Origin of the sequence: Streptomyces sp. NPDC048514 (assembly GCF_043199955.1) — a bacterium.
In the GTDB taxonomy this organism is placed as follows: Bacteria; Actinomycetota; Actinomycetes; order Streptomycetales; family Streptomycetaceae; genus Streptomyces.
In genome coordinates this window covers 102,461-127,382 of record NZ_JBICWT010000001.1, presented here as the reverse complement: position 1 = coordinate 127,382, position 24,922 = coordinate 102,461, and the positions used below count along the sequence as shown (strand labels likewise).

Annotated in this window: 21 protein-coding genes; 14 read left to right on the top strand and 7 right to left on the bottom strand. The window is 74.1% G+C overall.

From position 1 onward, the window contains the following. Position 1: 1 nt before the first annotated feature. A complete protein-coding gene (locus tag ACGFT2_RS00555) occupies positions 2-922 on the bottom strand; it encodes an ATP-binding cassette domain-containing protein (protein WP_393271987.1) in 921 nt (306 codons plus the stop codon). 109 nt (positions 923-1,031) lie between these two features. Between ACGFT2_RS00555 and ACGFT2_RS00550 the strand changes: the two genes are divergently transcribed. The 3 genes from ACGFT2_RS00550 to ACGFT2_RS00540 all read left to right on the top strand — a co-directional run bounded on the left by ACGFT2_RS00550 (position 1,032) and on the right by ACGFT2_RS00540 (position 4,305). Beyond that, positions 1,032-2,186, top strand: coding sequence for a sensor histidine kinase (locus ACGFT2_RS00550; RefSeq protein WP_393272890.1), 1,155 nt, complete (start codon positions 1,032-1,034; stop codon positions 2,184-2,186). Positions 2,187-2,200: 14 nt separating this feature from the next. Next, entirely contained in the window at positions 2,201-2,857 is a 657-nt protein-coding gene (locus ACGFT2_RS00545) for a response regulator (protein WP_393271985.1), read from the top strand. Positions 2,858-3,147: 290 nt separating this feature from the next. Further along, complete coding sequence (locus tag ACGFT2_RS00540; protein WP_393271984.1) at positions 3,148-4,305, top strand: ROK family transcriptional regulator; 1,158 nt, start codon at positions 3,148-3,150, stop codon at positions 4,303-4,305. A 199-nt stretch (positions 4,306-4,504) separates the two neighbouring features. Here the strand turns inward: ACGFT2_RS00540 and ACGFT2_RS00535 are convergent, their stop codons facing one another. Both ACGFT2_RS00535 and sigJ read right to left on the bottom strand, forming a co-directional pair. Next, entirely contained in the window at positions 4,505-5,266 is a 762-nt protein-coding gene (locus ACGFT2_RS00535) for a GntR family transcriptional regulator (protein WP_393271982.1), read from the bottom strand. A gap of 236 nt (positions 5,267-5,502) precedes the next feature. Continuing rightward, positions 5,503-6,384, bottom strand: a complete 882-nt coding sequence (gene sigJ / locus ACGFT2_RS00530) for an RNA polymerase sigma factor SigJ (RefSeq protein ID WP_393271980.1) — start codon at positions 6,382-6,384, stop codon at positions 5,503-5,505. 244 nt (positions 6,385-6,628) lie between these two features. Here sigJ and ACGFT2_RS00525 point away from each other — a divergent pair, with 244 nt between their 5' ends. The 3 genes from ACGFT2_RS00525 to ACGFT2_RS00515 all read left to right on the top strand — a co-directional run bounded on the left by ACGFT2_RS00525 (position 6,629) and on the right by ACGFT2_RS00515 (position 10,943). Next, positions 6,629-7,459, top strand: coding sequence for an alpha/beta fold hydrolase (locus ACGFT2_RS00525; protein ID WP_393271978.1), 831 nt, complete (start codon positions 6,629-6,631; stop codon positions 7,457-7,459). Positions 7,460-7,679: 220 nt separating this feature from the next. Then, positions 7,680-9,266 carry an alkaline phosphatase D family protein gene (locus tag ACGFT2_RS00520; protein WP_393271977.1) on the top strand — a complete coding sequence of 529 codons (1,587 nt, stop codon included), beginning with the start codon at positions 7,680-7,682 and terminating at the stop codon, positions 9,264-9,266. A 219-nt stretch (positions 9,267-9,485) separates the two neighbouring features. Next, complete coding sequence (locus tag ACGFT2_RS00515; protein WP_393271975.1) at positions 9,486-10,943, top strand: GNAT family N-acetyltransferase; 1,458 nt, start codon at positions 9,486-9,488, stop codon at positions 10,941-10,943. A gap of 237 nt (positions 10,944-11,180) precedes the next feature. On the opposite strand, the gene ACGFT2_RS00510 is transcribed toward ACGFT2_RS00515, so the two are convergent. Further along, positions 11,181-12,380, bottom strand: coding sequence for a trans-sulfuration enzyme family protein (locus tag ACGFT2_RS00510; protein ID WP_393271973.1), 1,200 nt, complete (start codon positions 12,378-12,380; stop codon positions 11,181-11,183). A gap of 60 nt (positions 12,381-12,440) precedes the next feature. On the opposite strand from ACGFT2_RS00510, the gene ACGFT2_RS00505 reads away from it, so the two are divergent. From ACGFT2_RS00505 to ACGFT2_RS00480, 6 genes are all read left to right on the top strand, one after another. Beyond that, entirely contained in the window at positions 12,441-12,926 is a 486-nt protein-coding gene (locus ACGFT2_RS00505) for an Lrp/AsnC family transcriptional regulator (RefSeq protein ID WP_393271971.1), read from the top strand. A gap of 53 nt (positions 12,927-12,979) precedes the next feature. Further along, positions 12,980-14,671 (top strand): DUF885 domain-containing protein, encoded by a 1,692-nt coding sequence (locus tag ACGFT2_RS00500; protein ID WP_393271969.1) that lies wholly within the window; start codon positions 12,980-12,982, stop codon positions 14,669-14,671. Positions 14,672-15,041: 370 nt separating this feature from the next. Next, the gene (locus tag ACGFT2_RS00495) at positions 15,042-15,719 is read left to right on the top strand and encodes a hypothetical protein (protein ID WP_393271967.1); all 678 of its coding nucleotides are present in this window, start codon (positions 15,042-15,044) and stop codon (positions 15,717-15,719) included. 174 nt (positions 15,720-15,893) lie between these two features. Continuing rightward, a complete protein-coding gene (locus ACGFT2_RS00490) occupies positions 15,894-16,163 on the top strand; it encodes a ferredoxin (RefSeq protein ID WP_393271965.1) in 270 nt (89 codons plus the stop codon). Continuing rightward, on the top strand, positions 16,153-17,544 hold the full coding sequence (locus ACGFT2_RS00485; protein ID WP_393271963.1) for an NAD(P)/FAD-dependent oxidoreductase: 1,392 nt from the start codon (positions 16,153-16,155) through the stop codon (positions 17,542-17,544). The genes ACGFT2_RS00490 and ACGFT2_RS00485 overlap by 11 nt, the downstream gene beginning before the upstream one ends. A gap of 34 nt (positions 17,545-17,578) precedes the next feature. Beyond that, positions 17,579-18,820: a cytochrome P450 gene (locus ACGFT2_RS00480; RefSeq protein ID WP_393271961.1), complete on the top strand. Its 1,242-nt coding sequence runs from the start codon at positions 17,579-17,581 to the stop codon at positions 18,818-18,820. 63 nt (positions 18,821-18,883) lie between these two features. Here the strand turns inward: ACGFT2_RS00480 and ACGFT2_RS00475 are convergent, their stop codons facing one another. Beyond that, complete coding sequence (locus ACGFT2_RS00475; RefSeq protein WP_393271959.1) at positions 18,884-19,456, bottom strand: rhodanese-like domain-containing protein; 573 nt, start codon at positions 19,454-19,456, stop codon at positions 18,884-18,886. 94 nt (positions 19,457-19,550) lie between these two features. Here ACGFT2_RS00475 and ACGFT2_RS00470 point away from each other — a divergent pair, with 94 nt between their 5' ends. After that, positions 19,551-19,997, top strand: coding sequence for an Lrp/AsnC family transcriptional regulator (locus tag ACGFT2_RS00470; protein ID WP_393271957.1), 447 nt, complete (start codon positions 19,551-19,553; stop codon positions 19,995-19,997). A gap of 34 nt (positions 19,998-20,031) precedes the next feature. On the opposite strand, the gene ACGFT2_RS00465 is transcribed toward ACGFT2_RS00470, so the two are convergent. Beyond that, positions 20,032-23,025: an AAA family ATPase gene (locus tag ACGFT2_RS00465; RefSeq protein ID WP_393271955.1), complete on the bottom strand. Its 2,994-nt coding sequence runs from the start codon at positions 23,023-23,025 to the stop codon at positions 20,032-20,034. Then, positions 23,022-24,185 carry an exonuclease SbcCD subunit D gene (locus ACGFT2_RS00460; RefSeq protein ID WP_393271954.1) on the bottom strand — a complete coding sequence of 388 codons (1,164 nt, stop codon included), beginning with the start codon at positions 24,183-24,185 and terminating at the stop codon, positions 23,022-23,024. The genes ACGFT2_RS00465 and ACGFT2_RS00460 overlap by 4 nt, the downstream gene beginning before the upstream one ends. 246 nt (positions 24,186-24,431) lie before the next feature. On the opposite strand from ACGFT2_RS00460, the gene ACGFT2_RS00455 reads away from it, so the two are divergent. Then, on the top strand, positions 24,432-24,830 hold the full coding sequence (locus tag ACGFT2_RS00455; RefSeq protein WP_393271952.1) for a hypothetical protein: 399 nt from the start codon (positions 24,432-24,434) through the stop codon (positions 24,828-24,830). The last annotated feature ends 92 nt before the right edge of the window (positions 24,831-24,922 follow it).

Below are 24,922 nucleotides of genomic sequence, written 5' to 3'. Positions count from 1 at the left end.
GTCAGGCCTCCTGGTGCCGGGCGGTGAACTCGGTCTCGGCCGCGGTCAGGTCGAGGTAGGCCTCCTCCAAGGTGGCCTCCTGGGCTACGAGTTCCAGGACCGGAACGCCCGCCTCGGACATCAGACGCCCGAGGTCGTCCACGCGCGCGTGCCGCACGGTCCACGTCCCGTCGTCCGCGCACACGGCCTCGTGTCCGTGCCGGGCGAGCAGGTCGCCGAGTGCCCCGGGCTCGGTGGTGCGCACTCTGACCCGGGGTCGTACCCGCGCGTGGATGAAGTCTTCGACGGCCGTGTCGGCGAGCAGACGCCCGCGGCCGAGGATGACCAGGTGGTCGGCGAACGCGGCGGTCTCGTTCATCAGATGGCTGGAGACGAGCACCGTACGGCCCTGCGCGGCGAGCCGGCGCAGCAGCTTCCGGATCCAGACGATGCCTTCGGGGTCCAGGCCGTTGGCCGGCTCGTCGAGCAGGATCACCTCGGGGTCGCCGAGCAGCGCGGCGGCGATCCCGAGCCGCTGGCGCATGCCGAGCGAGAACGTCTTCACCCGGCGCCGCGCCACCGTGGCGAGTCCGGTCTCCGCCAGGACGGCGTCGACCCTGCGCGAGGAGATGCGGTTGCTCGCCGCCAGGGCGCGCAGATGGTCGTGGGCGGTGCGCGAGCCGTGCGCGGCCCGCGCGTCCAGCAGGGCCCCCACGTGACGCAGGGGTTCACGGAGTTCGGCGTAGGGGCGACCGCCGAGGGTGGCGGTTCCGGAGGTGGGCCGGTCGAGGCCGAGGACGAGCCTCATGGTGGAGGATTTTCCGGCGCCGTTGGGGCCGAGGAAGCCGGTCACGCGGCCGGGCCGGACGCTGAAGGTGAGCCCGTCCACGGCCCGCCGGGTGCCGTACTCCTTGGTGAGTTCTCGTACATCGATGCTGGTCATGGCAATCAGCCTGACCGAGGCGCGCACGACCGTGCCTCCCCCGTCGGTGGAGATCGTCTCCCCCGCACGGGGGAGGTCCGTCGTCGGTGCCGGCTGCCAGGATGACGTCATGGCCCGCCTTCTGCGCCCGCTGCTGCGCGGCACGACGTACACGCGCCTGCTGCATCTGTGGGTGCCGATGCTGCTGCAGAGCCTGTGGATGTTCATCGACATGTCGAAGCCCTGGGTGCCCGCGCTCGTCCTCGTGCCGGTCGGCCTGCTGCCCGCCGTGCGCGTGGGCGAGGGCGTCCAGGCCAGGATGCTGCTGGCACCCGGTCAGGAGGATCCGGGTATCTCCGTGACAGCGTCGGCGAACTGGCGGGACCGGATGCGCACGGTGCTGTGGCTGGAGCTGCGGATGGCCCTCGGCTGGGCGACGGTCGCCGCATCGGTGTGGTTTCCCGTCACCGCCGTCGAGCTGGTGAAGTGCGGCTGGGGGCACACGCCTTCCGGTGTCCTCTGGCCGGGCCGGCTGGAGCCGCATCCGGCGTACGTCCTGCTGACCCCGCTGCCGCTGCTCGCTCTGTACGGAGCCGTGGTCGGACTCGGTGAGCTGGCCACGGTGGGCGCGCGCCGGCTCCTCGGCACGTCCGCTGCCGAGCGGCTGGCCGCCCTGGAGGAGCGCACCGAGCAGCTGCTCGAACGCACCCGCATCGCCCGGGAGCTGCACGACTCCATCGGGCACGCCCTGACGGTGGCGGTGGTGCAGGCGGGTGCGGCACGGGCGGCGGGCGATCCGGAGTTCACCGACCGGGCGCTGGACGCCATCGAGGAGACCGGACGGGCGGCCCTCAAGGATCTGGAGCGGGTCCTCGGGGTGCTGCGCGAGTCGGAGCGGCCGGCGAGCGCCCGGCCCACGCTGGCCGAGGCCGACCGGCTCCTGGAGTCGGCGCGCGCCTCGGGCGCCGAGGTCGACGCCGAGGTGACCGGAGCCGTGGACGCCCTGTCCGGGCCCGTGTCGCGGGAGGGGTACCGCATCCTGCAGGAGGCGCTCACCAATGTGCTGCGGCACGCCGGTGCCGTTCCCGTACGGGTCCGGCTGGCCGTCGTCGCCGGCGGGCTCACCCTGGAGGTGCGCAACCCGCTGCCGGACAGGGTGCCCGGGGCCGGGCGGGGCAGCGGACTGCGCGGCATACGGGAGCGTGCCGCCCTGCTCGGGGGCAGCGCGTGTACCGGACCCGCGGAGGGCGACTGGCAGGTGCGGGTGGAGCTGCCGCTGGGCTGATCTACGCTGGCCGGATGCCTGTGAGCGTGCTTCTGGTCGACGACGAACCCCTGGTCCGCGCGGGCCTGCGTGCCGTGCTGGAGGCGCAGCCCGACATCGAGGTGGTGGGCGAGGCGGCGGACGGGGCGGCCGTCATTCCGCTGGTGCGCAGGCTGCGCCCGGACGTGGTCGCGATGGACGTCCGCATGCCGCTGATGGACGGGATCGAGGCCACGCGCGCGGTGCTGCGCACCGTCGAGGCGCCGCCGAAGATCCTGGTGGTGACGACCTTCGAGGACGACGAGTTCGTGTACGAGGCGCTGCGCGCGGGTGCCGACGGTTTCCTGCTGAAGCGGGCGCGGCCGGCCGAGATCGTGCATGCGGTCCGGCTGGTGGCCGAGGGCGAGTCGCTGCTGTTCCCCGCCTCCGTGCGTCGCCTCGCCGCGCGGTACGGCGACGGCGACCGGCCGGCGCGCGCCGCGCTGGACAGGGCCCGGCTGACGGAACGTGAGGCGGAGGTGCTGCGGCTGATGGCGGGCGGACTGTCGAACGGGGAGATCGCCGAGCGGCTGGTCGTCGGGACCGAGACGGTGAAGTCGCACGTGAGCGGCGTACTGGCCAAGCTCGGCGCGCGCGACCGCACCCAGGCGGTGATCGCGGCGTACGAGTCGGGTTTCGTCGAGCCACGCTGACGGGCTGCGTCGAACCCCTGTGGCGGGCTTCGTCGAGCCACGCCGAGGGGGTTGATCGACCCGCGGCGAGCGGGCCGTTCGAGCCGCGGCGCCCGGGCCGATCGAGCCGTTCGGGCGGACGGCGACGGGTTGCGGCGGCCCGCGCCGGCGGACGTCGCGCGCCGGTTCGCGGCCGTGCGCCGGTGCCCGCTCCGGCGGCCGGCGCGGCACGGGGGGACCCGGCACTCGCCGGGGGCGCGCCGGGCCGAGTACGATCCGCCCAACACGCCCGCGAGCTGGAAGGACGGACGGTGGGGCAGCTGACCGGCGGCGATCCGTCGCTGCTGCGAAGGATAAACTCCGCGGTGGTGCTGCACGCGCTGCGTGCCACGGACTGCGCGACTCTCACCGAGGTCACCCGTGTCACGGGCCTGTCCCGGCCGACCGTCGAGGGCGTCGTCGAAGGACTCATCGAGGCCGGGCTCGTCGTGGAGACGCCGGCCGACGAGGGCACCGCGCGCCGTCAGGGGCGGCCTGCCCGCCGGTTCCGGTTCCGGGCCGAGGCGGGGCATCTGCTCGGCCTGGAGATCGGTCCGCACCGGGTCGCCGCGCTGCTGTCCGACCTGGACGGCCGGGTACTGGGCGCGCAGGCCAAGCAGGTCGAGGAGACCGCGTCGGCGGACGAACGGCTCGACCGGCTGCGCGGTGCGGTCGCCGAACTCCTGCGCAGGGCCGGGGTCGCACGCAGCTCGCTGCGGGCGGTGGGCGTGGGCACACCGGGCATCGTGGAGGCCGGCGGCACGGTGCGGCTGAGCACGGCGCTGCCGCAGTGGACGGGCCTGAACCTGGGTGAGCGGCTCAGCCGCTCCTTCAGCTGTCCCGTGCTCGTGGAGAACGACGCCAACGCGGCGGCCGTCGCCGAGCACTGGAAGGGCGCGGCGACGGAGACCGGCGACGTCGTGTTCGTGCTGGCGGGGCTGAGCCCCGGTGCCGGTTCGCTGATCGGCGGACGGCTGCACCGCGGTTACGGCGGTGCCGCCGGGGAGATCGGGGCGCTGCATCTGCTGGGGCGTGAGGCCACCCCGGAGACGCTGCTGTCCACCACCGACGAACCGCTGCACCCACTGGACGAGCAGGCCGTCGCCGAGGTGTTCGCGCTGGCTCGCGAGGGCGACCAGCGGGCCCGGGCGGCCGTCGAGCGGTTCATCCAGCGGCTCGTGCACGATGTCGCCGCGCTCGTGCTGGCGCTCGATCCGGAGCTGGTCGTGGTCGGCGGCTGGGCGGCGGGTCTGGACGGCGTACTGGAACCGCTGCGCGGTGAGCTGGCCCGCTACTGCCTGCGGCCGCCCCGGGTGACACTGTCCCTGCTGGGCGAGGCGGCCGTGGCCACGGGCGCGCTGCGGCTCGCCCTGGACCACGTCGAGGAGCAACTCTTCGCGGTCGAGGGCGCGGCGACGGCCCGCCGCTGACGCAGCGGGGCCGGCCCGGGTCGGGAATCCCGTCGGTCGCGGGTCGATAAACCTACCGGTCCCGGGGGTGAGCCTGCCGGTCGCGCGGGTCGGGAACCCTGCCGGTCGCGGGTCGGGAAGCCTGCCGGTCGCGGGTTCGGCCTGCCGGTCGCGGGTCGGGAAACCTGCCGGTCCCGGGGGTGAGCCTGCCGGTCGCGGGTCAGGAGGCCTGCCGGTCGGGGGTGTGGTGTATCTCCACACCGGCCGAGTCGCCGAAGGTCAGCCGGCAGGTGTCGGCCCGGTAGGTCGCCGTGGAGAGGGCCGCGGTGCGGCCCTGGGCGAAGAAACGCGTGGTGACGACGAGGACGGGCGAGCCGGGGAGCCGGTCGAGTTCCTTGGCGTCGTCCGCGCGCGCGGAGCCCAGCTCGACGGCGCGGTCCTGGCCCTCCAGTTCGAGGCGCTGCAGCTCGCGCAGCACCGCACGCGCGCGGGCCGCCCCGGACGGCGTGTCGATCGCGGAGAGGTCGGGCACCGAGGCCGTCGTGACGTACAGCAGCTCGGTGGCGACGCGCTGACCGTGGGACATGCGGGAGCGGCGGACGATGTGGACGGCCTCGTCCGGGCCGGTCTCCAGGGCACCGGCGACGGCCGGGGGCGGAGTGTCCAAGGCACTGTCGAGGGGCTGCCAGGCGTCCGAGGCGTCCCCCGGCCAGGTGTGCCGCTCGGTGCCGACGGCCACGCCCACGCGCGGGGGCGCGACGGTGGTGCCGACGCCGCGGCGGCGCTGCAGCCGGCCCTCCAGCTCCAGCTGTTCGAGGGCCTGGCGGAGCGTGGCGCGGGCCACGCCGAAGCGGGCGGCCAGGTCACGCTCGTTGGGCAGGATCTCGCCGACCGAGAACTCGGAGTCGAGTGCCTCACTGAGCACGGTCTTGAGATGCCAGTACTTCGGTTCCGGCACCGATTCGAGCTGCGTGGTCCCCACCCTGTCCTCCGCAAGAGCCGTGGTCCGGCGGTTTTTAGCGCCCTTGTTTATTAAAGGTTGTTGCACTTCTCTGCGACCATAGGGCTGCCGTCACCCTTGGTCAAGACCAATCCTCGGTCCTTGGGCAGCTCACAGAACGGCCGGCCGTGGAGCGTTCACGAGGCGTTCGCACGGAACGGTGCGCGTGACGTCGCGGCGAAGCCCCCGTCGTACGACGGGGGCTTCGCGGGCGCGGCTCAGCGGCGCGCGAGGTGCCGCAGCTTGTCGGGGTTGCGCACGATGTACACGGTGGCGACGCGGCCGTCGGCGATGTCGAGCTGGAACAGGGTGTCGGGTGTGCCGCCGAACCGCCCCAGCACGGCGGGTCCGCCGTTGACCTCCACGAACTCGTAGGTGAGCGCCGGGCCGGTGCGGGCGACGCCGACGAGGAAACGGCCGACCTTGTCGGCGGTGTGCAGGGTCCGCAGCGGCGCCTTGGCCTTGCCGCCGCTGTCGCCGACCAGGCGGACGTCCGGGGCCAGCAGGGACATCAGCCCCTCGATGTCCCCGTCGCCGGCGGCGGCGAGGAAGCGGGCGGTCAGGTCGCGGCGCTCGGCCGGGTCGACCTCGAAGCGCGGCCGCCGTTCGGCCACGTGCCGGCGGGCCCGCCCGGCGAGTTGCCGTACCGCCGGCTCGCCGCGGTCGAGCAGGGTGGCGATCTCGGCGTACGGATAGCCGAAGGCCTCCCGGAGCACGAAGACCGCCCGCTCCAGCGGCGAGAGGGACTCCAGCACGACCAGGACGGCGAAGGAGACCGTCTCGGCGAGCAGGGCCAGGTCCGCGGTGTCGGGGACGGTGTCGCCGAACTCGGTGAGGTACGGCTCCGGCAGCCACGGCCCGGGGTAGGCCTCGCCGCGCGCCTGTACCTGGCGCAGCCGGTCGATGGCCAGCCGCGTGACGGTCCGCACGAGGTAGGCGCGCGGTTCGCGGACGGCCGCGCGATCCGCTCCGGACCAGCGCAGCCAGCTGTCCTGAACCACGTCCTCGGCGTCGGCGACCCGGCCCAGCATCCGGTAGGCAACGCCCATGAGCAGGGGCCGGTGCTCTTCGAAGACGTCGGTCCCGAGGTCGGCGGTCATGCCTCCATCCCATCCGACACGCCCGCCGGGTGTCCAACCGGAATGATCCATTCCGAAGCCGGTCCGGACCGCGAAGTCCTGTACCGGAGTGGGTCACGGCGGCGGCGGGCCGGGGCCCGCCCCGCCATCTTCGCGGAGGCCGCGACAGGGCTGGACGGCGCGCGCCCCGCCGAGGGCTACCCGCCGGTAGTAATCGCTGACAAGCTGTCTACGGCGTCCGTCAGCATCCAGACGAGGAGCACCCATGTCCGCCACCGTCTCCTTCAAGGTCCCCAGCGCACACGGCCCGAAGGACGTGACCGTGTCCTACGCGCGCGTGGGACACGGCGAACCGCTGGTCCTGCTGCACGGCATAGGCCATCACCGGCAGGCCTGGGACCCGGTCGTGGACATCCTCGCCGGCGAACGCGATGTGATCACCGTCGACCTCCCGGGTTTCGGCGCCTCCCCCGCCCTGCCGGCCGGCCTCGCCTACGACCTGCCGACGACCTACTCCGTGCTCGGCGCCCTGTTCGGGGCACTGGGCCTGGACCGGCCGCACGTCGCGGGCAATTCGCTGGGCGGCCTGCTCGCCCTGGAACTGGCCCGGGAGAAGCTCGTGCGGTCCGTCACGACGTTCTCGCCGGCCGGTTTCTGGACGGAGGCCGAACGCCGGTACGCCTTCGGGGTGCTGCTCGCGATGCGGGGCATCGCCCAGCGGCTCCCGCTGCCGCTGGTGGAACGGCTGAGCCGTAGCGCGGCCGGCCGCACCGCACTGACGAGCACGATCTACGGCCGCCCCGCGCGCCGGGCCCCGCAGGCCGTGGTCGCCGAGACGCTCGCCCTCGCGGGGGCGACCGGCTTCGACGCGACCCTGCGGGCCGGCACCACCGTCCGGTTCACCGACGATCTGCCGGGCCTGCCGGTCACGGTGGCCTGGGGCACCAGGGACCGGCTCCTCGTCCGCCGTCAGGGCGTGCGCGCCAAGCGGCTCATCCCGCACGCCCGGCTGGTGCGGCTGCCCGGCTGCGGACACTGCCCGATGAACGACGACCCGGCGCTGGTCGCCCGGGTCATCCTGGACGGCAGCCGCTGAGCGGCCGGGTAGGACACGTCGCGGCGAGGAGTGCGGGCCCGTACCCGCCGCCCGCGCGTAACGGCGGCCTCCTCGCCCCCGGCTGACGGGCCGTCGCCGTGCGGTGCCGGCGGAGCCGGCGCGGCGGGCGGTTGTTCACCTTCGGTTTCCGTGCGCGCCGCGGCGCACCAGTAGGTGTGGCTCTGCACATCGGCCGGATCCCGATCCTGGAGGCGCAGCCATGTCCCACCGTCCGTTCCCCGGCCGCCGCAGCCTGCTGCGCGGCTCGCTCGCCGCGTCGGCCGCCCTGACCCTGCCCGTGGGGCTCGGTGCCGCCCCGGCGTTCGCCCGCTCCGGGCGTCCCCGGGTGGGCTGGGGCGTGCAGACGGGCGACGTGACAGCCGACTCCGGACTGGTGTGGGTGCGGTCCGACCGGCCGGCCCGGATGATCGTGGAGACCGCGGCGACCGAGTCGTTCCGCAACCCGCGCAGATGGCACGGCCCGCTGCTGGGCGCCGGCACGGACTTCACCGGCACCACCCGGCTGCACGGTCTGCCGTCCGGAGAGCAGATCCACTACCGCGTGCTGCTGGCCGATCCGGACGATCCACGCCGTGCCGGCGAGCCGGTCACCGGAACCTTCCGCACCGTCTCCCGGCACCGCCGCGACGGCGTGCGCTTCCTGTGGTCGGGGGATCTGGCCGGCCAGGGCTGGGGCATCAACCCCGACCGCGGCGGCTACCGCATCTACGACGCCATGGCCCGGCTCGACCCCGACTTCTTCCTGTGCAGCGGCGACACCATCTACGCCGACGGCCCCGTCAGCGCCACCCAGGCACTGCCCGACGGCAGCACCTGGCGCAACGTCACCACCGAGGAGAAGTCGAAGGTCGCCGAGACCCTCGCCGAGTACCGGGGCAACTTCCGCTACAACCTGCTGGACGAGAACCTGCGCCGGTTCAACGCCCAGGTGCCCTCGATCGTCCAGTGGGACGACCACGAGGTGCGCAACAACTGGTATCCGGGCGAGGTGATCGCCGCCTCCGACACCCGGTACACCGAGAAGAGCGTCGACGTCCTCGCCGCGCGTGCCCGGCGGGCGTTCGGTGAGTACTTCCCGGTCTCCACGCTGCGTCCGGGCGCACGGGAGGGCCGCGTCCACCGGGTGCTTCGCCATGGCCCGCTGCTGGACGTGTTCGTGCTGGACATGCGGACCTACCGCAACGCCAACTCCCCCGACGACCAGAGCGCCGACCCGCAGGGCATCATGGGCCGGGAGCAGCTGGAGTGGCTCGAGCGGGAGCTGACACGCTCGCGTGCGGTGTGGAAGGTGATCGCCGCCGACATGCCGCTCGGCCTCGTCGTGCCCGACGCCACCGAGGGCAGCCCGAACATCGAGGCCGTGGCGCAGGGCGACCCGGGCGCCCCGCTCGGCCGTGAGCTGCAGATCGCCGAGCTGCTGCGGTTCGTCAAGCACCGGCGGATCACCGGCACGGTGTGGCTGACGGCGGACGTGCACCACACCTCCGCCCAGCACTACCAGCCGTCGCGGGCCGCGTTCACCGACTTCGAGCCGTTCTGGGAGTTCGTCTCCGGCCCGCTCAACGCCGGTGCGTTCCCGGCCAGCGCCCTGGACGGCACCTTCGGCCCGGAGCGGGTGTTCGTGAAGGCGCCGGCCGCGTCCAACGTCTCCCCCGCGGGCGGCTACCAGTTCTTCGGCGAGGTCGACATCGACGGCGGCAGCGGAGAGCTGACGGTCCGGCTGCGGGAGCAGGACGGCACCGTACTGTTCACCCGGCGGCTGCAGCCCGGCCGGGTCGGCCAGTAGGCGGCTGCGGCTCCCGTACCCTTGACACGGAGCCGCGCACCGGCGTCATCCCCCGGAGCGCGGCCCGGCAATCCCCCCTCCCGGTCGGCGTCTCCACGGGTCGGGCGGGCTCCGGCGGACGTCCGGCACGGGAAAGCCGATAAAAGGGGCGGAGCACGCTTTACCCATCGGTCACAAGCAGTTCGTGATCACGCAACACCCTTCCTCCACAGTGGGTGCATGACTCCAGAGATGTCTGATGTGACCCGGACGAAGCACGGACGACCCGTGCACCACTGGCGGCGGGACCTCGTCGAACTCGCCGCGCTCTTCACCGCCGTCGCCGTGGCGGACGCGGTGGCGAACCTGATCGGCCACGGACCCGACGGCCCGGCCCTGCTGGTGATCTCGGCGATCGTGCTTGCGGCCACGGCGGGCTTCCACGTGTGGTGGGCCAGGCGCCACGGGCACGCACCGCCGGCCGGCGATACCGGTGCCCGGCAGGCCGCCGAAACGCGGTCGGCCGGGCAGTCCGGCGCCCAGCGGCCCGACGGCGGCGCGGACGCCGTGACCGGCGCCGGCGTGCTGTGGCGGATGCGGACGACGGTGCAGGACGAGCCGGGCTCGCTGGCCGTGCTGTGCACGGCGCTGGCCGAGCGGCGGGTCGACATCCTGAGCCTGCAGACGCATCCGCTGGCCGACGGGACCGTGGACGAGTTCCTGCTGCGGGGACCGGGCGAGCTGCCGGCGGCCGAGATCACCCGGGCGGTCGCGCTGGCCGGGGGCGGCTCCACCTGGATCGAGCGTGCCGACGCGCACGACCTGGTCGACGCCCCCACCCGGGTCCTCGGCCTGGCGGCCCGCACCGCGCTGGACGCCGCCGAACTTCCGCTGGCACTGCGTCAGTTGCTGGGCCGGTGCACGATCCGCTCGCTGCCCGGGGCGCCGGTCGGCGGGGGGCGCGGTCCCGAGCCGGTACCGGTGGAGGGCGTGCTGGAGGACACGGTCCTGCGGCTGCGCGCTCCGGAGGGCGGGGTGATCACCGTGGAGCGGCCGTACCTCCCCTTCACGCCGACCGAGTTCGCCCGGGCGCGGGCGCTGGTGGAGCTGGACGGCCGGCTCGGCCCGCGGATCCCGCGCGGCCACGACATGCTGACGCTGCCCGAGGGGAAGGACATCGCCGTACGCCGGGTCGACACCGGGGATCTGACGGCGGCGAGGGAGATGCACGAGCGGTGCTCGGCACGCACCCTCGACATGCGGTACCACGGACCGGCCCGCGACGCCGACCGGTACCTGAACCATCTGCTCAGCCCCCGCTTCGGGCGGACGCTGGCGGCGCAGACGGCCTCGGGCCGCATCGTCGGCCTCGGGCATCTGCTCTGGGACGGTGACGAGACGGAGGTCGCGCTGCTGGTCGAGGACGACTGGCAGCGGCGTGGCATCGGCACCGAACTCCTCCGCCGGCTGGTGGCGTTGGCGGTGGAGGCCGGCTGCGAGAGCGTGTACGCCGTGACGCGGGCGTCCAACACGGGCATGGTCGCCGCGATGCGCGGCCTCGGCCTGCCGCTGGACTACCAGGTCGAGGAGGGCACCCTGGTCATCACGGCCCGGCTCGTCGCCACGCCGGCCATGACCGGCCACCGCACGGCCCGGACCGCGAACGCCTCGGCCCCTCGCCCCGGCACCCCGGACTGACCACCGCGCACCGTGCACCGGCGGCCCGGCACCGACCTCGGTGCCGGGCCGCCGGACCGCGCACCGCCGGGCCTCCCGGCCGACCGTGACCGTGCCGGGCGGCCGGCGGGGTGCGGCGGCGGTGCGCGGCCCCCGGGGCGACCGGATCGAGGGGCTGCGCCGGCACGCCGGTACGGACAACGGCGGAGCCGGCCGGCCGGTCCGTGGGCCGCGCAGCACCGGACGGCCGGGGTCCGTTCAGCGCACGGCTTCCTGGAGCGGTCGCGGGGCGCGGGTGGGCCGGCCCAGTGCCTGGTCGAGATCGGCCCACAGGTCCTCCACGTCCTCCAGGCCGACGGAGAGCCGCAGGAGGCGGTCGCTCACCCCGGACCCGCGCCGGTCGTCGGCGTCGACGATGCGGTGGCTGATGGAGGCGGGGTGCTGGATGAGGGTGTCGACGCTGCCGAGGCTCACCGCGGGGGTGACGAGCCGGACCCGGGAGATGACCTCGTGCGGATCGCCGTGCACCTCGAAGGCGATCATGGCGCCCCCGAGCCGCGGATAGCGGACGCGCGCCACGCGCGGGTCGGCGCCGAGCCGGTGGACCAGCTCGGCGGCGTTGGCCGAGGCGGCCCGGACCCGTATCGGCAGCGTGGACAGGCCGCGCAGGAGCAGATAGCCCGCCAGCGGATGCAGGACACCGCCCGTGGCGAAACGTATCTGCCGCAGCCGGCCCGCGAACTCCTCGTCGCAGGCGACGACCCCCGCCAGCACGTCGCCGTGGCCGCCCAGGTACTTGGTCGCGCTGTGCAGCACGAGCCGGGCACCGTGCTCGGCCGGCCGTTGCAGCACGGGCGTGGCGAAGGTGTTGTCGGCGAGCAGGGGCACGGAACCGCAGGCGTGCGCGATGGCCCGCAGGTCGAGTTCGGCCAGGGTCGGGTTGGCCGGCGACTCGACCGTCACCAGCCCGGTGTCGGCGCGCAGCGCGTCGCCGATGCCGGCCGGGTCGGTCCAGGTGACCTCCGTACCGAGGAGCCCGGCGGTCATCAGGTGGTCGCTGCAGCCGTACAGCGGCCGTACGGCGACGACGTGGCGCAGGCCCACGGCGGAGCGGGCGAGGAGGACCGCGCTGAGCGCGGCCATGCCGCTGGCGAAGGCGACCGCGGACTCGGTGCCCTCCAGCCGGGCCAGGGCCGTCTCGAAGCGGGCGACGGTCGGGTTGCCTAGGCGGCCGTAGACGGGCGGCCCCACGGGGTCGGCGCCGTCGGTGGCGAAGGCGTCGATGCGAGCGGCCTCGGCGCGGCTGTCGTAGGAGGGGTAGGTGGTGGACAGGTCGATCGGCGGGGCGTGCAGGCCCTGGCGGGCCAGATCGTCGCGTCCGGCGTGCACGGCCTCGGTGGCCAGGGCTCTGGATGGGGTGCGTACGTCGTCGTAGGCACGGGTGCTCGCTGTGTCCATGGGCGGAAGGGTGAACATCGAGCGGCTGGCAGGCATCAGAGGCCGTGCTACGTTCGGCCAATGACCGAATCCGTCGTACTGGACCCGGTGGATCTCCATCTGCTGCGCCTGCTGCAGAACGACGCCCGGACCACCTACCGTGACCTCGCCGCCCAGGTGGGCGTGGCGCCCTCGACCTGTCTGGACCGCGTGGCGCGGCTGCGCCGCTCGGGCGTGATCCTCGGTCACCGGCTGCGGCTCGATCCGGCCAAACTCGGGCGCGGGCTCCAGGCGCTGCTGTCGGTGCAGGTACGGCCGCACCGGCGGGAGCTGGTGGGACCGTTCGTGGAGCGGATCCGGGCCATGCCGGAGGCGCGGACGGTGTTCCATCTGACCGGGCCGGACGACTACCTGGTGCATGTGGCCGTGGCCGACATGGCCGATCTGCAGCGGCTGGTGCTCGACGAGTTCACCTCGCGGCGTGAGGTGGCCCGGGTGGAGACCCGGCTGATCTTCCAGCAGTGGGAGTGCGGGCCACTGCTGCCTCCCGGCCACGCCGAGAGCTGAATACCCCCGTACGTGGGTGACGCGGTGATCCTCGTCGTACGAGGATGGGCCGCATGTCTGAGACCAAGAGCCCGCTGCCCCGTCAGGTCGCCGACGCTTACGTGGACGACCTCATCGCCCTGGACCCGGTCACCGGTACCTACCTCGGTGTGAGGGAGAGTTCGAGCAGACTGCCCGACTACTCGCCGGCGGGCCAGGAGGCTCTCGCGGAGCTGACGCGGGCCACCCTCGCGCGGCTGGACGAGGCGGAGCGGCAGCCCGGGGCGGACAGCGACGCGGAGCGGCGCTGCGGGCGGCTGCTGCGGGAGCGGCTGACCGCCGAACTCGCCGTCCACGAGGCGGACGAGCACCTGAGGGCGGTCGGCAACATGCACACGCCCGGTCACTCGGTGCGGGACATCTTCACGATCATGCCGGTGCAGACGGACGAGGACTGGGCGGCGATCGCCGAGCGGCTGCGCGCGGTCCCGGGCGCGCTCGCGGGCTACCGCGAATCCCTCCGGCTCGGCCTGGACCGCAAGCTGCTCGCGGGGCCCCGGCCGACCGCCACTTTCATCGAGCAGCTCACCGAGTGGGCCGACACGGACGGTTCGGGCCGCGGCTGGTACGAGGACTTCGCCGCCGCCGGTCCCGCGGCGCTGCGCACGGAGCTGGACGAGGCGGCGCGGGCGGCGACCGGGGCCCTGGCGGAGCTGCGGGACTGGCTGCGGGAGGTGTACGCGCCGGCCGTGGAGGGCGCGCCGAACACGGTGGGGCGCGAGCGGTACGCACGCTGGTCCCGTTACTTCAACGGCACCGACCTGGACCTGGACGAGGCGTACGCCTACGGCTGGTCGGAGTTCCACCGGCTCCTCGGCGAGATGGAGCGCGAGGCGGAGAAGATCCTGCCCGGCGCCGAGACGCCGTGGGTGGCGCTCGCGCACCTCGACGAGCACGGCCGGCACATCGAGGGCGTGGAAGAGGTCCGCGCCTGGCTGCAGGGCCTGATGGACAAGGCGATCGAGGACCTGGACGGCACCCACTTCGAACTCGCCGAGCGGGTGCGGAAGGTGGAGTCGCGCATCGCACCGCCCGGTGGCGCGGCGGCGCCCTACTACACGGCTCCGACGGAGGACTTCTCCCGGCCCGGCCGTACCTGGCTGCCGACGATGGGCCAGACCCGGTTCCCCGTCTACGACCTGGTGTCCACGTGGTACCACGAGGGCGTGCCCGGGCACCATCTGCAGCTCGCGCAGTGGGCGCACGTGGCCGAGGACCTCTCGCGCTACCAGGCGACGGTCGGCGGGGTCAGCGCCAACGCCGAGGGCTGGGCGCTGTACGCGGAGCGGCTGATGGACGAGCTGGGCTACCTGGCGGACCCGGAGGAGCGGCTCGGCTACCTGGACGCGCAGATGATGCGGGCGGTCCGGGTGATCGTGGACATCGGCATGCACCTGGAGCTGGAGATCCCGGCGGACTCGCCGTTCCGTCCCGGTGAGCGGTGGACGCCGGAGCTGGCGCAGGAGTTCTTCGGCGCCCACACCAGCCGGCCGGCGGACTTCGTGGAGAGCGAGCTGACCCGGTACCTGACGATTCCGGGGCAGGCGATCGGCTACAAGCTCGGCGAGCGGGCCTGGCTGCTGGGCCGGGAGAAGGCGCGCGAGCGGCACGGCGACGCGTTCGACCTGAAGGCCTGGCACATGGCGGCGCTCTCGCAGGGTTCGCTGGGCCTGGACGACCTGGTGGACGAGCTGTCCCGGCTCTGAGCATCCCTGTCCGGGCCTCCCGGAGCCTCCCTCTTCCAGCCTGCCTCCGGCGGGAGGCCGTACGGCACCGACCGTACGGGCCTCGCCGGCGGCCCGGGCCACCGGGGTGAACCGACCGGTGCGCCCCACCCGACCAGGCCGACTCGCCGACGGCCCGGCCGCCGGGTGAACCGACCGGCGCGTCCGCCCGACCGGGCGGACGGCGTCGACCTCGCCGCTGAGCCGGCCGGTGCGGCCACGCTCGCGCGGATCCCGGCCGTGCGCTGACCGGCGTGTCCACGCTCGGCCGTACGGCCGCCTCCCGCTGGCGCGAGTGGTGGGGAGGTCGCTAGCTGGTGCCGGGGGCCGATGCGGAGGAGGCGGGCCGGGTATGCAGCACAAGGGGCCGGGGCAGCAGGCACTGGAGACGCCGCGGGCGGCCGGGCTGGCCGGTGTGGTGTTCGCACTGCTGCTGGCGGCGGTGATCGTCCTGGTCCGGCTGGGAATTCCGCAGGGAGCCGACGCGGTCACCGTCCAGTGGTTCACCGAGTCCGGGCGGCGCAAGGCGCTGCGCACGGCCCTGGCCCTCGTGCCGTTCGCCGGAATCTTCTTCCTGTGGTTCATCGGCGCGGTGCGCGCGCACGTCGGTGCGGTCGAGGACAAGTTCCTCGCGACGGTCCTCCTCGGCAGCGGGCTGGTCTTCACCGCCACGTTGTTCGGTGCCGCGGCGGCGGCCGGTGCCGTGCTCGCGGTCGGCCACCCCGCCGGCACGGTGCCCGGGCTGTCCGCCTGGGACTTCGGCCGCCACTTCGCGTACACGCTGATGACGGGGTACGCCATGCGGATGGCGGCCGTCTTCGTGAGCTCCATGTCGGTGATCGGCCACCGTCTCGGTGTCCTGCCGCGCTGGCTCACGACCGTGGGCTTCCTGACCGCCCTGGCGCTGCTCGTCCTGTCGTCGAACGTGCCCTGGGCGGAACTGGTCTTCCCGGCCTGGTCGCTGCTGCTCAGCGTCCACATCCTCGTGACGGGCCCCCGCACCGGGGCCCGTACCGCCGCCTCCGCGTGATCCGGCCGGCCCGGCCCCACCCCCACTCCCGGCCTCACCCGAACGGCCCGCCCGGCGCGCGGGCGGACCGGCGCGGCTCCCATGCTGGCGTGCGGGACATGACCGCCGTCCGGAGATGACCGCACGCAACGCGTGGTGCGCACCGGACCTGGCCACCGGAAGGGCGGACCGTCGATGAGGCTCGTCGTCGATCTCAACAAGTGTCAGGGTTACGCGCAGTGCGCGTTCCTCGCGCCCGATGTCTTCGCCATGCACGGCGAGGAGTCGCTGCTGTACAACCCGCGGGCGGAGCAGGACCAGCGGGAGCGGGTGGCGCGTGCCGTCGCCGCCTGCCCGGTGCAGGCGATCACCGCCGACGGGCTGGACGGAGCCGGCGGGTCCCCGGACGGGCCGGCACAGGGGTCGGTGGCCGGATCCGCGTGGGGGGCGTCCGATGTGCGCTGATCACCTCGACCGGTTCAAGCGTGAGGGCCGGATCGTGATCGTCGGCGCCTCGCTGGCCGGTCTGCGCGCCGCTGAGACGCTGCGCGCAGAGGGTTTCACCGGTTCGCTCACCATGATCGGTGACGAGCCGTACGAGCCGTACGACCGGCCGCCGCTGTCGAAGGGGGTGCTGCTGGGCAAGGCCTCCCCGCGCCACACCGAGCTGCCGCACCGCCGGGAGGTCGACGCCAAGTGGCGGCTGGGGGTCGCGGCGGCGGGTCTCGACCTGACCGCCAGGCGGGTGCGGCTGGCCGACGGGGACGAGGTGGAGTACGACCGGCTGCTGATCGCGACCGGCGTCCGTGCCCGGCCCTGGCCGAAGGAGGAGGAGGCGCGGCTGGACGGCGTCTGCCTGCTGCGCACACGTGACGACGCGGTGGGGCTCTACCAGCGGCTGAAGGCGGGGCCGCGCAGGGTGTTCATCATCGGTGCCGGGTTCGCCGGTTCGGAGGTCGCCTCGGCCTGCCGGGAGATGGGCATCCCCGTCACCGTGGCGGAGCGCGCGGGCGCCCCGCTGGTGGGCGCGCTCGGCGGGGTGATCGGTGCGGTCGCCGCCGATCTGCAGATCGAGAACGGCGTGGACCTGCGCACCCGGGTCACGGTGACCTCGCTGGAGGGCGACCCGGCGGGCAGGGTGCGGGCCGTGCATCTGTCCGACGAGAGCACCGTCGAGGCGGATGTCGTGGTCGTCTCGCTGGGGTCGATGCGCAACACCGAGTGGCTGGCCGGGTCCGGTCTCGGTGCCGGGCCCCGGGGCATCGCCTGCGACGCGGGCTGCCGGGCCTTCGACTTCCGGGGCATCGTGACCGACGACGTCTTCGTCGCGGGTGACGTGGCGCGTTCCCCGCACGCGCTGTTCGGCTACCAGTTCCTCTCGCTCGAACACTGGGGCAACGCCGTCGCGCAGGCGGAGACGGCCGCGCACAACATGATCAGCGAGGGCGAGGACCGGCGGCCGCACCTGTGGGTGCCGGCCTTCTGGTCCTCGATGTTCGGTGTGAACATCAAGTCGGTCGGTGTGCCGCCCATGGGCGAGCAGCTCATGATCACGCAGGGCTCGCTGGCCGAACGCCGGTTCGTCGGCGTGTACGGCTACAAGGGGCGTGTCATCGCCGCCGTGAGCTTCGACAACACGCGTTGGCTGGAGTTCTACGAGCGGCAGATCGAGCAGGGCGCGCCGTTCCCGGTGGACTACCCGACGATGGACCGGCGCCCCGAGGGCCGGAATCCGGTGGACGCCGACTTCCCGGACCCGTCCCTGCCGACGCACGGCCCCATGGTGACCCTCAGCGGTTACTCGCCGGCCGACCAGCAGCTGGTCTTCCATCCCGCCCGCCACTGACCGCCGCCCGGCGCCGACGCTCCAAGGACCTGTCATGCCGCACGACTCGCTTCTGCGTCAGATCACCGACTTCGCGAACCGCGCCAACCCCTACCCGGTGTACGAGGAACTCCGCAGGACACCGGTCCTCCACGAGGAGGAGAACGGCCCGTACATCATCAGCTCGTACTACGACATCAAGGCGCTGCTCCACGATCCGCGGATCAGCTCCGACGCCAAGAACCTGGCCGCCGCCGGGGACGAGGACTCGCTGAACCAGGGGGACGAGACGGGCGGGCTGCCGCCGTCGTTCCTGCGCCTCGACCCGCCCGAGCACGACCGGCTGCGGCGGATCGCCAACAGCGCCTTCGGCCCGCCGCACCGGCCCCGGCGGATCGAGAACATGCGGGGGGAGATGCGGGAGATCGTCGCGGGGCTGATCGACGGCTTCGGAGACGCGCGTCAGATCGACCTGGTCGACCAGTTCGCCTATCCCTTCCCGGTGACGGTGATCTGCCGGCTGCTCGGGGTCCCCCGGGAGGACGAGCCGCGGTTCCGTGCGTGGGTCGATCCGCTGGTCGCGACCCTCGACCCCGAGACGCGCCATGCCGGAGACCCCGACTTCCACAAGGCCGCGCAGGAGGCCCGCATGCAGCTCGGCATGTACCTGGCCGGGCTGGTCGAGCAGCGCTCCAAGGATCCGCAGGACGACCTCCTGTCCGACCTGGTCGACAGCCGCGGCCCGGAAGGCTCCATGACGATGATGGAGGTGCTCAGCACCTCCGTCCTGCTGCTGATCGCCGGTCACGAGACGACCGTCAACCTGATCACCAACGGCATGCTGACCCTGCTGCGCCACCCGGAGATCCTGCAGCGCCTGCGCGAGGACCCCGGCCTCTCGATCAGGATCGTGGAAGAGCTGCTGCGCTACGAGCCGCCGGTCCAGCTCGTGCCGCAGCGTGCGTCCATCGCCGACATCGAGGTGCGCGGGGTCAGGATCCCCAAGGGCTCCCGCATCTGGCTCGTCCTCGCCGCCGGCAACCGGGACCCGGAGCGGTTCAAGAACCCCGGGCGCTTCGACCCCGACCGCGAGGACATCCAGCACCTCGGGTTCGGCAGCGGCATCCACAGCTGCTTCGGCGCACCGCTGGCCCGCCTGGAGACGCAGATCGCCCTGTCCGAGCTGGCCCGGCGGCTGGAGGACCCTCGTCTGGTCGAGGACCCGCCGCCCTACCGGCCGAACGCCGTGCTGCGCGGCCCCCGGCACCTGAACATCGCCTTCGAGGGGTTGCGTTGAGCACCTGACGCGAGCGTGCCGGCCGGTTCGGTCCGGTGCGCTGTGTGCGGAGGCGCCGACGCCTCAGCAGCCGCACTCGCCTTCCAGGGGGGCCGTCAGCGGGTCGGCGTCCCGGCGTGCCGGGCCCTGCCAGGTCTCGTAGCCGAAGCCCTCGCGGGCCCAGTACTCGAAGCCGCCGAGCATCTCCTTCACCCGGTAGCCGAGTTCGGCGAGGGCGAGGGCGGCGCGGGTGGCGCCGTTGCAGCCGGGGCCCCAGCAGTACGTCACGACGGGCACCGACCTGTCCAGGAGCCCCTCGGCCTGCTCGGGGACGAGTGCGGTCGGCAGATGGATCGCGCCGGGGAGGTGGCCCTGGTCCCAGGACTCGGTGGAGCGGGTGTCGACGACGGTGAAGCCGGGGTCGGTACCGGACGCGAGCGCGGCCGCCACGTCGGAGACGTCGGCGTGGAAGGCGAGGCTCGCCCGGAAGTAGGCGGCCGCCTCGGCGGGGGCGGCGGGGGCGACGCGCAGAACCGGGTTCCCGGAAACGGCGCCGGTGGAAGCCGGCGCGGTCGTCGGCGGTGCGGTCGTCGGCGGTGCGGTCGTCGTGACTGTTGCGCCGGCGGTCGTGGTCGTCATGGCCGTCGTGGTCGTCATGGCTGAGAATCTATGGTCCGGGGCCGGGGCGTTGAAGGGCCGATCCACGGCCTTCCTCTTGCCCGGCCGGGGATTGCCCTGCTATTCATCCGGGATGACCGTGTATTCCCCGGACGCCACCGACTGGCGCATCCTCGAGGTCCTTCAGCGCGCGGGACGGGCCAGCTACGCCGAGCTGGCCCGCGAGGTCTCCATGTCGGCGAGCGCCGTCACCGAACGGGTCCGCCGGCTGGAGGAGGCCGGCGTGATCCAGGGGTACGCGGCGGTCGTCGACCCCGAGCGGCTCGGCCTGCCGATCCTGGCGTTCGTGCGGCTGAGGTATCCCAACGGCAACTACAAGCCGTTCCACGACCTGGTCGCGGTGACCCCCGAGATCCTCGAGGCGCACCACGTCACGGGCGACGACTGCTTCGTCATCAAGGTCGCCGCGCGCTCCATGTCCCACCTGGAGAAGATCTCGGGGAAGATAGGCGCGCTCGGCTCGGTGACCACCAGCGTGGTGTACTCCTCACCGCTGCCCCGGCGGCCGCTGGGGCACTGACGTCACGCGTCACGCGGCCGTCCCCGCGCCTGTCTCATCCGACACCGCGCAGCCTGAGCACCGACCCCGATCTGCCCTTGACGACCTCCAGTTGGGCGTGGATCCGGCGGCGCAGGTCGGCGACGTGGCTGACGATGCCGACGCTGCGGTCGCGTTCGCGCAGGGAGTCCAGGACGTCGAGGACCTCGTCCAGGGTCTGGTCGTCGAGGCTGCCGAAGCCCTCGTCGATGAAGAGGGTGTCCAGGCGGACGCCTCCCGTCTCGTCGGTGACGACGTCGGCGAGGCCGAGGGCGAGCGCGAGGGAGGCGAAGAAGGTCTCGCCGCCGGAGAGGGTGGCGGTGTCCCGTTCCCGTCCGGTCCAGGCGTCGACCACGTGCAGGCCGAGACCGCTGCGGCCGCGCCCGGTGCGGTCGTCGGAGTGGACGAGGGTGTACCGGCCCGACGACATGCGCTGCAGGCGGACGGTCGCCGCGGCGGCCACCTGTTCCAGCCGGGCCGCCAGCACGTACGACTCCAGGCGCATCCTGCGTTCGTTGTCGGCGGAGGTGCCGGCGGTGAGGGCGGCGAGCCGGGCGACCCGGTCGTACTCGTCGCGCAGCGGTGCGAGGGTGCGCACGGCAGCGGCGGCCCGCGCGGAGAGACGGTCCAGCTCGGCGCAGCAGCGGGCGGCGGCGTCCCGTGCGGAGGCGGCCTCGCGCAGCCGGCGTTCCGCGGTGTCCGCCGTCCGCTCGGCGGTGGCCGGGTCGGCCGGGGCCTGCCGGGCGGCCGCCGCGGTGTCGGCCTCGGCCAGTACCGCGCGTACGGCGGCCTCCTCGTTCTGCCAGGCGTCGAGGCGGTGCTGCAGTTCGCGGTGGGCGGCGGCGTCCAGGAGTGCGGCGGCCGCGGCCCGGGGGGTTTCGAAACCGGCCCGGTAGGCGGCGTCGGCGAGCCGGGCGTCGGCCTCCTTCAGACGCTGCGCGGTGTCCGCCGCGGCGCGCACCGCGTCGGCGGCCCGGGTGAGCAGCGCCGCCTCCCGCTCCAGTTGCGCGGCCCGCGCGGCCACGCTCTCGGCCGCACCGCGCGCCTGCGCCAACTCCTCTTCAAGAAGCGCCTGTTCGCGCTCCAGGCTCTCGCGCCGGGTGAGCCGGGCGGCGGCGCGCACGGCGGCCTGCTGACGATCGGCGAGCCGCTGATCGCGCTCCTGCTCGGTGCGCCGCAGCTCCTCGTGGGCGGCGTGCAGGGCGGAGGCGTCGCGACGAGCGCGGGCGTAGTGCCGTTCGAGTTCGTCGGCCTCGGTGGCGAGCCGGGCGGTGGGTGTGTCGCCGGCCTCGGCGGTGGCGGCGGCGAGGGCCTCGCGCAGGACACCGAGGCGCCGCTCGTCCTCGCCGTGCCGGTCCTCGGCGCGTTGGTGGGCGGCGAGGGCGTCGTCCTCGGTCGCGCGGTCGACGTGCCCGGCGTCCTTGCGGGCCGGGGCCGGGTGTTCGGTGGCTCCGCAGACCGCGCAGGGTTCGCCGTCGGTGAGGTGGGCGGCCAGTTCGGCGGCGATGCCGGTCAGGCGCTGTTCCTTGAGGTCGAGCCAGTGGGCGCGGGCGTCGAGGGCGCGCTGCTCGGAGGCGAGTGCCCGGCGCTGCGCCTCCGCCAGGTCCGCGGCGAGTTCGTCCCGGGTGCGGGCGGCGGTGAGGCGGCGCCGCATCGGGTCCCGCTGGACGGCGAGCTGTTCGGCGCGGGTGGCGGCCTCCTGCGCCGAGTCGACGCGGGCCTGCAGCGCCGCTCGTGTGGTGTCCCAGTCGGCGAGCCAGGCGTCGGCCTCGCGCAGGGCGTCCTCGTCGGCGCGCTCCTGGCGGCCGAGCCCGGCCCGTTCCTCCCTCAGGTCGGCGAGCCGCTGCTCGGCACGCCGGGCGGTGTCAAGGCCGCCCAGTTCCTCGGTGGCCCGGCGGGCGGCGGCGGCCAGTCCGCTCGCTCCGGCGTCTGCGCGGGAGCCGGGCAGCGCCGCACGTGCCTGTGCCTCGGCCCGGCCGGCCCGGTGGTGCTCCGCCTCGGCGGCCTCACGCAGTTCCAGTGCGGGCGCGACGGCCTCCGCCTTGCGGGCCCGCTCCATGCGCTGCTGTGCCTCGCGGTGGTCGCCGGCCCGCTCTTCGAGACGCTCCGCGCGCTGCCGGGCCTCGGCCAACCTGCCCTGCAGTCGCGCGAGTTCGCGGGCCTCCCGCAGGGCGTGCTGCGCCGTGGCGTGGGCGGATTCGGCGGAGCCGAGGCGGCAGTGGGCCACGGTGAGGCGTTCGCGTGCGGTGCTGCGGGCGACGGCGGCGGCACCGAGGACCTCCGCGGCCAGGCCCGGGTCGCCGGGGGCCAGTTCGGGCAGCTCCATGGCGTCGCCGGCCTCCTGCTGCATGCGGTGGGCGTCGGCGAGGAGGGCCGCGTCCCCCTCCCGCACGCGCGCCTCGGTGGCGCGCCGGCGTTCGGCGAGGCGCTTCTCGACGTCGGCGAAGCGCTGGGTGTCGAAGAGGCGGCCGAGCAGCCGGCCGCGGGCCTCGGCGTCGGCGCGCAGGAAGCGGGCGAAGTCGCCCTGAGGCAGCAGGACGACCTGGCAGAACTGCTCCCGGCTCATGCCGAGGAGCCGGGTGATCTCCTCGCCGATCTCCTGGTGGGAGCGGCTGCGGTCCTTCCAGGCGCCGGCCGCGCCGTCGTACTCGCGCAGCCAGGTCTGGGCCTTGTCGACGGTCGTGCCCTTGCCGCGCAGCTTGGGCCGCTCCCAGGGCGGCTGCCGGGTGATCTCCAGCCGGCGTCCGGCCACGGTCAGTTCCAGGCGGGCCTCGGTGCGGGTGCGCGCCTCGGCGTGGTCGCTGCGCAGGTTCATGCCCTGGCCGCTCTGCCGGGCGCCGGGGACGGCGCCGTAGAGGGCGTAGCACACGGCGTCCAGGACGGAGGTCTTGCCGGCGCCGGTGGGGCCGTGCAGCAGGAAGAGGCCGGCGGCGGACAGGGCGTCGAAGTCGACGCTCTGCGAACCGCCGAAGGGACCGAAGGCGGTCAGGTCCAGCCGGTGCAGCCTCACCGGGCCACCTCCCGTACGGCGGCGTCGGCGCGCACCGTGTCGAAGGCGTCCCGCAGTACGGCCGTCTCCCGCTCGTCGGGGCGGGCGCCGCGCACGTGGGTGACGAAGTCCCGGGCGATCTGCTGGTCGCTGCGGCCCGCGAGGCGCGTGGCGTAGGACACCTGCGGATCGTCCGGGGCCCGCTCGGGGGCGAAGACCAGGCTGAGCGTGTGCGGGAAGCGCTCGGCGAGCCGGGCCATCGGATCGGCAGGGCGGACGGCGTCGGTGAGGGTGGCCTCGACCCACGCCTCCTCGTGCCGGTCCAGTCCGGGGTCGGCGAGGAGGCCGTCCAGGGTGCCGCGGACGCGGGCGAGCGGGCGCGGCACCGGGCAGTCGACGCGTTCGGCGGTGACCGAGCCGTCGGCGCCGAGGTCGATCAGCCACATGCTCTTGCGGTGGCCGGCCTCGGAGAACGAGTAGGCGAGCGGGGAGCCGGAGTAGCGCACGCGCTCGGTGATGGTCTGGCAGCCGTGCAGATGCCCGAGCGCGGCGTAGTCCACGCCGTCGAAGACGCCGGCCGGTACGGCGGCCACTCCCCCGACGGTGATGTCGCGTTCGCTGTCGCTGGCCTGCCCGCCGGTGACGAAGGCGTGGGCGAGGACGACGGAACGGGTGCCGGGGGCGCGCGTGGCGAGGTCGGCACGGACCCGGTCCATGGCGGCGCCGAGCACCGCCTCGTGGCCCGCCCCGTCCACCCCGAACTCGTCCCTCACCAGGGCGGGTTCGAGGTACGGCAGGCCGTAGAAGGCGACGTCGCCGTGGGAGTCCCGCAGGATCACCGGGGTGCCGACGGCGGACGGCTCGGTGCGCAGGTGGATGCCCGCGCGGTCGATGAGTCCGGCGCCGACGCCCAGGCGGCGGGCCGAGTCGTGATTGCCGGAGATCATCACCGTGGGCACGCCCAGGTCCGCGAGGCGGTGCAGGGCGTCGTCGAACAGTTCGACCGCGGCGAGCGGCGGCACCGCACGGTCGTACACGTCGCCCGACACGACCACCGCGTCCACCTCGCGCTCGCGCACGGTGGTGACGAGGTGACCGATGAACCCGGCCTGGGCCCCGAGCATGTTCACCCGGTGGAAGGCCCGGCCGAGATGCCAGTCGGACGTGTGCAGGAGTCTCATGATTCCCGAGACTATCGGCCGGGTCCGACATCACGGCCGGGCCCCGGCCGCCGCCCGACCGCTCCGCGCCCACGCCCACGCCCACGCCCACGCCCACGCCCCGGGCACGCTGCGCCCAGCTCGCTCACCGGGCATCGGCGGCCGCGAGGCGGCGACTTTCGGCCAATGTGAGAAGAAGCACTCCGGGGTTTGTCCACGTCCCCTAGATTGACTGCCCTGTTCAGGCGGTATTTCGGGGGGAACGGCATGGATCCGGTGACGGCCGTGGCGGCGGCGGGCGTGGCGCTCGTGGCCAAGGGGGCGCTGGAGACGGCGGGTCAGGAGGCCGGCCGCTCGGGCTGGGCCGGTGGCGCCCGTCTGGTCGAACGGATCCGCGCCCGGTTCCGGGGCAACGCGGACGCGGAGGGCGCGCTGGACCGGGTCACCGGCTCCCCCGACGACGAGGACGCCCAGCAGGCCCTCGAACGGCAGCTCGCCGCGCAGATGCTGCTCGACCCGGAATTCGAGGCGGAGGTCCGGCGGCTGGTCGACGAGGCCGTCGCCGCTCAGGGCCGGTCCGGGGCCCAGATCACCGCCGCGCTCATCAAGAACGCACAGGTGTTCAACGGGAAGGTCGACGTGCAGGGGAACTGGACGACCTCGTAGGGACCTGGCTGCCGCCGGGCGGGCCGTCCCGCCGTTCGGCGGCGCGCGCTCCGCGCCCCGCACTCGGCACCTGGCCCGAGCGCACGCGCGCG

What these genes read in the sequence shown, in the direction of transcription:
- ACGFT2_RS00555 (WP_393271987.1), bottom strand. Translation starts at nt 922, where the DNA reads ATGACCAGCATCGATGTACGAGAACTCACCAAGGAGTACGGCACCCGG.
- ACGFT2_RS00550 (WP_393272890.1), top strand. Translation starts at nt 1,032, where the DNA reads ATGGCCCGCCTTCTGCGCCCGCTGCTGCGCGGCACGACGTACACGCGC.
- ACGFT2_RS00545 (WP_393271985.1), top strand. Translation starts at nt 2,201, where the DNA reads ATGCCTGTGAGCGTGCTTCTGGTCGACGACGAACCCCTGGTCCGCGCG.
- sigJ (WP_393271980.1), bottom strand. Translation starts at nt 6,384, where the DNA reads ATGACCGCCGACCTCGGGACCGACGTCTTCGAAGAGCACCGGCCCCTG.
- ACGFT2_RS00525 (WP_393271978.1), top strand. Translation starts at nt 6,629, where the DNA reads ATGTCCGCCACCGTCTCCTTCAAGGTCCCCAGCGCACACGGCCCGAAG.
- ACGFT2_RS00520 (WP_393271977.1), top strand. Translation starts at nt 7,680, where the DNA reads ATGTCCCACCGTCCGTTCCCCGGCCGCCGCAGCCTGCTGCGCGGCTCG.
- ACGFT2_RS00515 (WP_393271975.1), top strand. Translation starts at nt 9,486, where the DNA reads ATGACTCCAGAGATGTCTGATGTGACCCGGACGAAGCACGGACGACCC.
- ACGFT2_RS00510 (WP_393271973.1), bottom strand. Translation starts at nt 12,380, where the DNA reads ATGGACACAGCGAGCACCCGTGCCTACGACGACGTACGCACCCCATCC.
- ACGFT2_RS00505 (WP_393271971.1), top strand. Translation starts at nt 12,441, where the DNA reads ATGACCGAATCCGTCGTACTGGACCCGGTGGATCTCCATCTGCTGCGC.
- ACGFT2_RS00500 (WP_393271969.1), top strand. Translation starts at nt 12,980, where the DNA reads ATGTCTGAGACCAAGAGCCCGCTGCCCCGTCAGGTCGCCGACGCTTAC.
- ACGFT2_RS00495 (WP_393271967.1), top strand. Translation starts at nt 15,042, where the DNA reads ATGCAGCACAAGGGGCCGGGGCAGCAGGCACTGGAGACGCCGCGGGCG.
- ACGFT2_RS00490 (WP_393271965.1), top strand. Translation starts at nt 15,894, where the DNA reads ATGAGGCTCGTCGTCGATCTCAACAAGTGTCAGGGTTACGCGCAGTGC.
- ACGFT2_RS00485 (WP_393271963.1), top strand. Translation starts at nt 16,153, where the DNA reads ATGTGCGCTGATCACCTCGACCGGTTCAAGCGTGAGGGCCGGATCGTG.
- ACGFT2_RS00480 (WP_393271961.1), top strand. Translation starts at nt 17,579, where the DNA reads ATGCCGCACGACTCGCTTCTGCGTCAGATCACCGACTTCGCGAACCGC.
- ACGFT2_RS00475 (WP_393271959.1), bottom strand. Translation starts at nt 19,456, where the DNA reads ATGACGACCACGACGGCCATGACGACCACGACCGCCGGCGCAACAGTC.
- ACGFT2_RS00470 (WP_393271957.1), top strand. Translation starts at nt 19,551, where the DNA reads ATGACCGTGTATTCCCCGGACGCCACCGACTGGCGCATCCTCGAGGTC.
- ACGFT2_RS00460 (WP_393271954.1), bottom strand. Translation starts at nt 24,185, where the DNA reads ATGAGACTCCTGCACACGTCCGACTGGCATCTCGGCCGGGCCTTCCAC.
- ACGFT2_RS00455 (WP_393271952.1), top strand. Translation starts at nt 24,432, where the DNA reads ATGGATCCGGTGACGGCCGTGGCGGCGGCGGGCGTGGCGCTCGTGGCC.